This window comes from Streptomyces mayonensis (assembly GCF_018982965.1).
In the GTDB taxonomy this organism is placed as follows: domain Bacteria; phylum Actinomycetota; class Actinomycetes; order Streptomycetales; family Streptomycetaceae; genus Streptomyces; species Streptomyces mayonensis.
Map to the genome: position 1 here is coordinate 1 of NZ_JACBYP010000204.1, position 6996 is coordinate 6996.

At 73.4% G+C, this 6996-nt stretch carries 8 protein-coding genes and 1 pseudogene; 3 read left to right on the forward strand and 6 right to left on the reverse strand.

Translation table 11 applies throughout. The features are described 5' to 3' along the window. The 3 genes and pseudogenes from HZS56_RS36760 to sigE all read right to left on the reverse strand — a co-directional run. Nucleotides 1-552: pseudogene (locus HZS56_RS36760) on the reverse strand (hypothetical protein); the annotation flags it as partial. A gap of 94 nt (nt 553-646) precedes the next feature. Next, nucleotides 647-1591 carry an anti-sigma factor family protein gene (locus HZS56_RS36765; protein WP_374201244.1) on the reverse strand — a complete coding sequence of 315 codons (945 nt, stop codon included), beginning with the start codon at nt 1589-1591 and terminating at the stop codon, nt 647-649. Between the two features lie 68 nt (nt 1592-1659). Then, nucleotides 1660-2331 carry an RNA polymerase sigma factor SigE gene (sigE, locus tag HZS56_RS36770; RefSeq protein ID WP_216725157.1) on the reverse strand — a complete coding sequence of 224 codons (672 nt, stop codon included), beginning with the start codon at nt 2329-2331 and terminating at the stop codon, nt 1660-1662. A gap of 288 nt (nt 2332-2619) precedes the next feature. Between sigE and HZS56_RS36775 the strand changes: the two genes are divergently transcribed. Beyond that, nucleotides 2620-3318 (forward strand): O-methyltransferase, encoded by a 699-nt coding sequence (locus HZS56_RS36775; RefSeq protein WP_216725160.1) that lies wholly within the window; start codon nt 2620-2622, stop codon nt 3316-3318. 137 nt (nt 3319-3455) lie between these two features. On the opposite strand, the gene HZS56_RS36780 is transcribed toward HZS56_RS36775, so the two are convergent. Beyond that, on the reverse strand, nt 3456-3623 hold the full coding sequence (locus HZS56_RS36780) for a DUF3117 domain-containing protein (RefSeq protein WP_003966491.1): 168 nt from the start codon (nt 3621-3623) through the stop codon (nt 3456-3458). Between the two features lie 377 nt (nt 3624-4000). Here HZS56_RS36780 and chcB point away from each other — a divergent pair, with 377 nt between their 5' ends. Further along, nucleotides 4001-4810: a 2-cyclohexenylcarbonyl CoA isomerase gene (gene chcB / locus HZS56_RS36785; RefSeq protein WP_507227383.1), complete on the forward strand. Its 810-nt coding sequence runs from the start codon at nt 4001-4003 to the stop codon at nt 4808-4810. Nucleotides 4811-4954: 144 nt separating this feature from the next. Here chcB and HZS56_RS36790 read toward each other — a convergent pair whose 3' ends face one another. Both HZS56_RS36790 and HZS56_RS36795 read right to left on the reverse strand, forming a co-directional pair. Next, nucleotides 4955-5539, reverse strand: coding sequence for a DNA-3-methyladenine glycosylase I (locus tag HZS56_RS36790; RefSeq protein ID WP_216725159.1), 585 nt, complete (start codon nt 5537-5539; stop codon nt 4955-4957). Further along, nucleotides 5536-5895, reverse strand: coding sequence for a DivIVA domain-containing protein (locus tag HZS56_RS36795; protein ID WP_216725161.1), 360 nt, complete (start codon nt 5893-5895; stop codon nt 5536-5538). Before HZS56_RS36795 ends, HZS56_RS36790 begins: the two co-directional genes overlap by 4 nt. Before the next feature lie 173 nt (nt 5896-6068). Between HZS56_RS36795 and folP the strand changes: the two genes are divergently transcribed. Then, complete coding sequence (gene folP, locus HZS56_RS36800) at nt 6069-6941, forward strand: dihydropteroate synthase (protein WP_216725162.1); 873 nt, start codon at nt 6069-6071, stop codon at nt 6939-6941. Nucleotides 6942-6996 lie beyond the last annotated feature (55 nt).

Below are 6996 nucleotides of genomic sequence, written 5' to 3' on the forward strand. Positions count from 1 at the left end.
ATCAACCACGGGCACGGCAGCAGTGGACCCCGCGGCATCGACCGCCGGCGTGGCAGAGGCGGGCAGTGCGGCATCGGCGGCGGGCACGACGTCCGGAGCCGGTGCGGCATCGACCGCGGGCACGGCAGCAGTGGCCCCTGCGGCATCAACCACGGGCACGGCAGCAGTGGACCCCGCGGCATCGACCGCCGGCGTGGCAGAGGCGGGCAGTGCGGCATCGGTCTCGGGCGTGGCAGAGGCCGGGGCGGTCCTCGGCGTCGGGAGGTCCAGTTCGTAGTCCCCGTCTGTCTGCCCGCCCGTGGCCCCGTCCGTCTCCCCGCCCGGCTCCCCGGCCCGTGCTCCGGTGCCGCCCCCGTCGCCGTCTGCCGCTGTGGAGCCGTCGGCCGGTGGGCGGGGCGTCGAGGGCCGTTCCAGCTCGAAGTCGCCGTCGTCCGCCTCCCCCCTGGTGACGGCCGGACTGGGGCCTTCCAGCGCGAAGTCGCCGTCGGTCGCGTCTCCGGACGGGCGGGGACGACTCCACCACTTCGTCTTCGTGGGCTTCGCCTCGTTCATCTTCTCCCCCGCAGCTGGCCGCAGATCGTCGGCTCCAAGGGCTCTGGCGCCACCCGGATTCAATCAGGTTCGCGGCCCGGCGCGCAGAGCCCGGTCAGCGAACGGGACGGGCCGAGGCGGCCGGTGAGGCCGCGGGGTAGGGGGACGGCACCGGCTCCGGGGCGGCGAACAGCCCGGGCGGCCTGGCCTCCGGGGCCTGCGACCAGGAGGTCAGGGCGAGCGGCGGCACCGCTTCCAGCGGGCGTATCAACGGGGACATGGCGGCGGCACCGACCGTGACCGGTGTGGTCAGCGCCCGCACGGCCTGCTGCCGCGCTTCGGCGGGGGCGGGCAGGCCGGGCAGCAGCGGCGCGGAGAGGCCGGTGGGCGCGACGGGGGTGTCACCGAGCGAGCGCCCCTGGGACTGCCCGAGGAGCGGCGCGCCCGTGCGGCGACGCTGGCTCTCGGGAGTGGTGGCCGCTCCCCCGCCCTGGGTGCGGGCCGGGGTCACGTTGCTGCCGTTGCCCGCGCCGCGGGCGTCCGTGGTGGTGTCCGGGGAGCCGAGGGTGACGCCGCCCAGCGCGATGGCGGCCAGCGACACCGCTCCGGCGGCGGCGAAGGCGAACCGCATGCCGCGGGAGGCCGAGCGCTCGTTCTCCGGCCGGTTCACCTCGTGGATCCGGAAGCCGCCCCGCCCCTGCGCGGAGGGCGGCAGGACGGGGGTGTGCGGCCGGGCCGGTACGTAGTCGAACTCGAACCGGTCGCCGCGCCGCGCGCCGAAGACGCCGGAGGCCGCGGCGGCCGGAAGTCTCCCGGGCGGCCCGGTCAGGCCGTCGGAGAGGCCCGAGCCGCCCAGCGGCGAGCCGCCGCCGTCCGTGTCGCCTCCCCCGGGAAGCCCCTGGAGACGGGCCAGGAAGCTCTCCGAGGGACCGGGCGGGGCCGTTTGCGCGAAGACGTTCTTCAGCCGGCGCTGCTCGTCGACCTCCGCCTTGCACTTCGGGCAGGTGGCCACGTGCGCCAGTACGCGCTCACGCGCGTCATGACCGAGCTCTCCGTCCACCAGGGCGGAGAGTCGGTCTCCCAGATGCTGCTCTGCGAGATGTCCCTCGGACTCAGGCCGTGACCCACTCACGCGCTCGCGCCCCCTCCTCCCAGAGCGGGCACACCGGCCGCGAAGGAGCGGCGCTCGGCGCGCGCCTTGGGCGAGCGATGGGCCAGTGCCTTGCGCAGCTGGGAGCGGCCGCGGTGGATGCGGGAGCGCACGGTGCCGAGCTTGACGCCGAGGGTCGCGGCGATCTCCTCGTACGACAGTCCCTCGATGTCGCACAGGACGACGGCGGCCCGGAACTCGGGCGCGAGGGTGTCCAGGGCCTGCTGGACGTCCGCGTCGAAGTGGGCGTCGTGGAAGACCTGCTGCGGGGTCGGCTCCTTGCTGGGCAGGCGCTCGGCCGCGTCGTCGCCGAGCGCGTCGAACCGGATGCGCTGCTTGCGGCGGACCATGTCCAGGAAGAGGTTGGTCGTGATGCGGTGCAGCCAGCCCTCGAACGTGCCCGGGGTGTAGGTCGACAGGGAGCGGAAGACGCGGACGAAGACCTCCTGGGTGAGGTCCTCGGCGTCGTGCTGGTTGCCGGTGAGGCGGTAGGCGAGGCGGTAGACGCGGCCGCTGTGGGTACTCACGATCTCCTCCCAGGTGGGCGGAGTCCACGCCTGCCCGTCCGCGTCGCCGGAGAAGGTCGCGGTCTGGGCGTGTCCCGTGGCGGGACGGTCGGCGTGGCTGTGGTCAGCAGCGGTGTCGTTCACGGATTTCGGCCTGCCTGCCGATCCGAGGAAGCGCCGCAGCACTCCACCCCGATCCGCGGGTGCGGCCGCACCTCCCCTGTCGGCTCTGGTGGTGTCCAGTGGAGCCCCTACCATAGCCACCTCGCCCGTTAGCTCCGGATAAGCGGTTTTACGAGAATTTGATCTGGGCCGCTCCGGGCCGTCCCGCTCCGCGAGCACACGCGCGCCACCCTGCTGCATCGGCCGCCCCCGTCCCGGTCCCGGCCTTCCGGCCGCCTCTTCGCTCTCCCCTTTTGAACGACCGGTCCCATCTGCGGGTTCCCGACGCCAGCGGATACAGTCACGCCGAGGCAACAACGGGGACAGGAGAGGGTCATTACCGCCAACCGGCAGACGAGCTGGGCGTTCGCCGACGCCTATGTCGCCGAGGACGACGCGCTGCTCTGGGCACGCGACCGGGCCCGCGAGGCGGGCCTGCGCTCGGTGACCCCGGGCACGGGCTCGGCCCTGGGGCTGCTCGCCGCTGCCGTGGACGCCAAGGCGGTCGCAGAGATCGGCACCGGCTGCGGGGTCTCCGGGATCCATCTGCTGCAGGGGATGCGGCCGGACGGCGTGCTGACCACGGTCGACCCCGAACCGGAACACCAGCAGTTCGCACGCCAGGCCTTCCGGGCCGCGGGTTTCGCCAGCAACCGGGCCCGGTTCATTCCGGGGAGCGCCCTGGACGTGCTGCCCCGGCTCGCGGACGCCGGGTACGACCTCGTCTTCTGCGACGGCGACCGTCTGGAATACCCCGACTACCTCGCCGAATCGTTGCGTCTTCTGCGTCCCGGAGGTCTCGTCGCCTTCGAGGGTGTCTTCGGCGCCGGCCGGACGGTCGACTCGGGACCGCAGCCCACCGAGGTGCTGCGGCTGCGGGACGTCCTGCGCGCGGTGCGGGAGAGCGAGGAACTGGTGCCCTCGCTGCTCCCGGTGGGCGACGGGCTGCTGTGCGCCGTCAAGCGCTGAGCCCTCCGAGCCTTCCAAGGCGTAGGGCACCGGGAATTCCGCAGCCGGCACGCGGAGTCACGCGGAGTGCGGCAAAACAATCACCCCGGCACCGCGTGCGGCACCGGGGCGACTGATTGGGTATGGTCGCTCGCGCGTCAGCCGACGACCTTCTTGAGGGCGTCGCCGAGCGCGTCGGCCTCGTCGGGGGTCAGCTCGACGACGAGTCGACCGCCGCCTTCGAGCGGAACGCGCATGACGATGCCCCGCCCCTCCTTGGTCACCTCGAGCGGGCCGTCACCCGTCCGCGGCTTCATGGCCGCCATGCTCGTTCCCCTTCCTGATACCAGCTCACCGTCACCGCCGACGGCCCGTGAGGGCACGCGCAGTCCGGACCGGACGCGCGACACCGGCATCGAACACATTCCTTCCCAGCCATTATCCCGCATCCCAGGACCCGATGACCAACATCGGTCGGCATCGCTTGGGCAACGCGCGCGAGCAAAACCACTCAATTCGGCGATGTGACTGCGATACTGCGCGCCCCGGACCACTTCCGCCGAATGGATACGGACCGGAATTCTTTGACGCAGGTCACATCTCCCGAGCGATCCGTTGCCGACGATCTCCGTCATGCTGTCTGCCGGACACACGGACACCGACACGGACACGGACACACGGACGCACCGACGACGCGGAGGGGATTTCCATGGCCGACACCGTTCTCTACGAGGTGGGCGACGGGCTCGCGACGATCACGCTGAACCGTCCCGGGGCGATGAACGCGCTGAACACCGAGACCAAGGTCGCGCTCCGGGAAGCGGTGCGCTCCGCGGCCGCGGACAACGCCGTACGGGCGGTGCTGCTGACCGCGGCCGGTGAGCGGGCGTTCTGCGTCGGTCAGGATCTGAAGGAGCACGTCGGGCTGCTGACGGCCGACCGGGAGACCGGCTCCGGGCAGACGATGAGCACGGTGCGCGAGCACTACAACCCGATCGTGCGCGCGCTCGCCGGGGCCGAGAAGCCGGTGGTGGCCGCCGTGAACGGCGTGGCGGCCGGGGCGGGCCTCGGTTTCGCCCTCGCCGCGGACTACCGGATCGTCGCGGACACGGCATCGTTCAACACGTCCTTCGCGGGCGTGGCGCTCACCGCGGACTCGGGCATCTCCTGGACCCTGCCGCGTGTCGTCGGCCCCGGGCGCGCCGCCGACCTGCTGCTCTTCCCGCGCAGCATCGGCGCGCAGGAGGCGTACGAACTGGGCATCGCCAGTCGGGTCGTCCCCGCCGCCGAGCTGCGCGCCCAGGCCGAGAAGACGGCGCGGGCGCTGGCCGAGGGACCGACGGTGGCGTACGCGGCGCTGAAGGAGGCGACGGCGTACGGGCTGACGCACTCGCTCTCCGAGACGCTGGACAAGGAGGACGAGCTGCAGTCGCGGGCGGGGGCCTCCGAGGACCACGCGATCGCGGTGCGGGCCTTCGTCGAGAAGGAGAAGCCGAAGTACCTGGGCCGGTAGGCGGCCCGGAAACCGGCAGCGGGCCCCGCCGACCTGCGTCTTCGCGTCACCGCGTCTCTGCGTCACCGCGTCTCTGCGTCACCGCGTCTCTGCGTCACCGCGTCTCTGCGTCACCGCGTCTCTGCGTCTTCGCGTCTCCGCGTCTCAGGACCGGCGGGCCACGCACGCCGCCAGGTGGTCGTCGACCAGGCCGCAGGCCTGCATCAGGGCGTACGCCGTGGTCGGGCCGACGAAGCGCAGCCCCTGCTTCTTCAGGGCTTTCGACAGCGCGGTGGACTCCGGTGTGACGGCCGGGACGTCGGCGAGGGTCTTCGGGACCGGGCGGCCCGCCGGGTCCGGGGCGTGGGACCAGATCAGCGCGTCGAGCTCGCCCGGGGCCCACTCCGCCAGGACGCGCGCGTTGGCCAGGGTGGCGTCGACCTTGGCGCGGTTGCGGATGATGCCCGGGTCCGCGAGCAGACGCGCGCGGTCCTCGTCGGTGAAGGCGGCCACCTCGGCGATCCCGAAGCCCGCGAAGGCGGCCCGGAAGCCGGGGCGGCGGCGCAGGATGGTGATCCAGGACAGGCCGGACTGGAAGGCCTCCAGGCTGAGCCGCTCGTACAGGGCGTCGTCGCCGTGGACCGGGCGGCCCCACTCCTCGTCGTGGTACGTCACGTAGTCCGCGGTGGACAGGGCCCAGGGGCAGCGCGGCGCGCCGTCCGGACCGGCGACGGCCTCTCCGGCGCTCACTGGTGCTCCCGGCCGGACGGCTTGTCCATGGCGACGTGCTGGTGGGCGACGGCGGCCCGGGCCCCGGCCAGGGCGGACTCCAGGTCGGCGATGCGGGCGTCGCGCTCGGCCAGCTCGGCACCGAGGCGGCCGAGGGCGTCGTCGACCTCCGCCATGCCGTACCCGCGGGCCACCAGCGGGAAGCGGAGGTGCTCCACGTCGCCGCGGGCGACCGGACGGTCCTCGGGCAGCGCGTCCCGTACCCGCTCGGGAGCGGCCTCGGGCAGCGGCCCGCTGTCGCCGCCGCCCACCACGGCGAGGGTCACCGCGGCCACGACGACGGCCAGCGCGATGACGAGGAACAGGAACATGACCATCGCTGGGGCCCCCATGGTCGGTCGGGACGGTCGGAGTCGGAAGGCCGACTGTCCGGGAGTCGGTTGTGTCGGGTCCGATCGTGCCATGCGAGTCTGACAGCCGGTGCCGCGGTCGGCGAAGGACCGCGGCACCGAGGTCGAGAGCGGGACGAGAGAACGGTATGGACGAGAAGATGTCGCAGGGGACGCTCAGGCTGGGCAGGCGCGAGTTCGCGGCACACGAGCCGGTGATCATGGCGATCGTGAACAGGACCCCGGATTCCTTCTACGACCAGGGGGCCACCTTCCGCGACGAGCCCGCTCTCGCGCGCGTGGAGGAGGCGGTGGCCGGCGGCGCCGCGATCATCGACGTCGGCGGGGTGAAGGCCGGCCCCGGCGACGAGGTGTCGGCCGCGGAGGAGGCGCGGCGGACGGTGGGGTTCGTCGCGGAGGTGCGCCGGCGGTTCCCGGACGTCGTGATCAGCGTGGACACCTGGCGGCACGATGTCGGCGAGGCCGTGTGCGAGGCCGGGGCCGACCTGCTGAACGACGCGTGGGGCGGCGTCGACCCGCGGCTCGCGGAGGTCGCGGCGCGCCACCGGGTGGGGCTGGTGTGCACGCACGCGGGCGGCGCGGAGCCGCGGACGCGGCCGCACCGGGTGACGTACGACGACGTCGTGGCCGACATCCTGCGGGTGACGCTGGGGCTGGCCGAGCGGGCGGTGGCGCTGGGGGTGCCGCGGGAGTCGGTGCTGATCGACCCCGGGCACGACTTCGGCAAGAACACGCGGCACAGCCTGGAGGCGACGCGGCGGCTCGGGGAGATGGTGGAGACGGGGTGGCCGGTGCTGGTGTCCCTGTCCAACAAGGACTTCGTCGGGGAGACGCTGGACCGGCCGGTGAAGGAACGGCTGATCGGCACGCTCGCGACCACGGCGGTGTCGGCGTGGCTGGGGGCGCGGGTGTACCGGGTGCACGAGGTGGCGGAGACACGGCAGGTGCTGGACATGGTGGCGACGATCGCGGGCCACCGGGTGCCTGCGGTGGCCCGGCGGGGGTTGGCGTAGCGGAGGGGGCCGGGGAGCGGAAGCGGGACTGCGTCCCCTACGCCCCCTGCACCCC